Source organism: Nocardioides sp. P5_C9_2 (assembly GCF_054049555.1).
Map to the genome: position 1 here is coordinate 1 of NZ_JBFUMD010000657.1, position 1,636 is coordinate 1,636.

Genomic DNA, 1,636 nt, shown 5'->3' on the forward strand with positions numbered 1-1,636 from the left:
GGTCACGTCCCGGTCGCCGATCCGGATGCTCCCCCGGTTGCACTCCTCGAGGCCGGCCAGCATGCGCAGGGTCGTCGACTTGCCGCACCCCGAGGGACCGACGAGCACCATGAACTCGCCGTCCGCGATCTCGAGGTCGAGGGCGGGGACGGCCGGGGTGTCTGCCCCCGGATACCACCGCTGCGCCTTCTCGAAGGTCACCGTTGCCATGTGCAGTCCTTTCGCATGTGGACGCTCAACCCTTGGTCGAGCCGAGTGTCAGGCCCGAGACGAACTGCTTCTGCAGCGCGAAGAACACCACCAGGACCGGCAGTGCCACGATCACGGATCCCGCCGCCACCAGGTTGGTGTCGGTGAAGAACTGGCCCCGGAGGTTGTTGAGCGCCGAGGTGATGGGCAGCTTGTCGCCCTGCTGGATGAGCACCGTGGCCCAGAAGAACTCGTTGTAGATCCAGGTGAACTGCAGGGTCGCCAGCGCCGCGAGGGCCGGGCGCACGAGCGGCATGGTCAGCTGCCAGTACTGCCGCCACACCCCCGCCCCGTCCAGCTCTGCCGACTCGTAGATCTCGTGCGGCAGCGTCTTCATGTAGTTGCTGAGCACGAAGGTGCAGAACCCCATCTGGAAGGCGGTGTTGACCAGGATCAACGACCAGAAGCTGTTGAGCATCGACCCCGAGTCGCTCATGAACAGCGGCAGCGGGATCTCGCGGAACATCCGGAACACCGGGATCAGCAGCGCCTGGGGTGGCAGCAGGTTGGCTGCCAGGAAGACGCCGAGCAGCGCGAGGTTGAACCGGAAGCTGAACCGGGCYAGCACGAAGGCGACCATCGAGGACAGGAACAGCGTGAGCAGCACCGCCGGGATCGTGACGAGCATCGAGTTGCGCATGTGCAGGCCGAACTCGCCCTGGGACCAGGCCTGCTGGTAGTTGTCGAAGGTCCACCCGCCGAGGGACAGGTAGCCGTTGGCCTGGGTGTACTCGTACTCGCGGAAGGAGTTGAGCACCGCCCAGAAGAGCGGGAAGAGCCAGAGGAGGGCCAGCACCGCGGTGATCACCGTGGCGATGACGCCGCGGTTGCGGCTCATCACCCCGCCCTCCTGCCTGGGCGGTGGTGCCGTCTCGGGTACGGCGACCGGGGTCTCGACGCTCATCGCTCGCGCTCCTCACGGAAGACGTTCCGCAGGTAGATGGTGATGAAGATCGAGGAGATCAGCATCATGATCACGGCCAGCGCCGAGCCGAACCCGTAGCGGGTGGCCTCGCCGAGGACGTTCTGCCCGACGAGGGCGCCGATGACCTCGAGCCCGTTGCGCCCCTTGTTGATGACCCACACGATGTCGAAGGCACGCAGCGACTCGATGACCACGATGACGACCACGATCATGTTGATCGGTCGCATCACGGGGAAGATCACGTGGAAGAAGGTGCGCACCTCGCTCGCCCCGTCGACCGCCGCGGCCTCGCGCAGGGTCCCGTCGACGCCCTTCAGGCCGGCCAGGTAGATCAGCATGACGTAGCCGGTGTGCCGCCATGCGTTGGCCACCAGGACGGCCCAGAGGTTGACGTCCGGGTCGCCGTACCAGTCCACCTCGGTGCCGAACACCTGGTTGATGAGGCCCTGGTCGCGGGAGTAG

Annotated in this window: 3 protein-coding genes; all 3 read right to left on the bottom strand. The window is 66.1% G+C overall.

Features of this window, described 5'->3' with window-relative positions; translation table 11 throughout:
• Positions 1–210: ATP-binding cassette domain-containing protein (locus tag ACXJKL_RS20705; RefSeq protein WP_457208877.1), on the bottom strand; the 210-nt coding region annotated here is incomplete at its 3' end.
• 25 nt (positions 211–235) lie between these two features.
• Positions 236–1,153, bottom strand: a complete 918-nt coding sequence (locus ACXJKL_RS20710) for a carbohydrate ABC transporter permease (RefSeq protein ID WP_457208878.1) — start codon at positions 1,151–1,153, stop codon at positions 236–238.
• On the bottom strand, positions 1,150–1,636 hold a 487-nt coding region (locus ACXJKL_RS20715), incomplete at its 5' end, for a carbohydrate ABC transporter permease (RefSeq protein ID WP_457208879.1). The genes ACXJKL_RS20715 and ACXJKL_RS20710, both read right to left, overlap by 4 nt.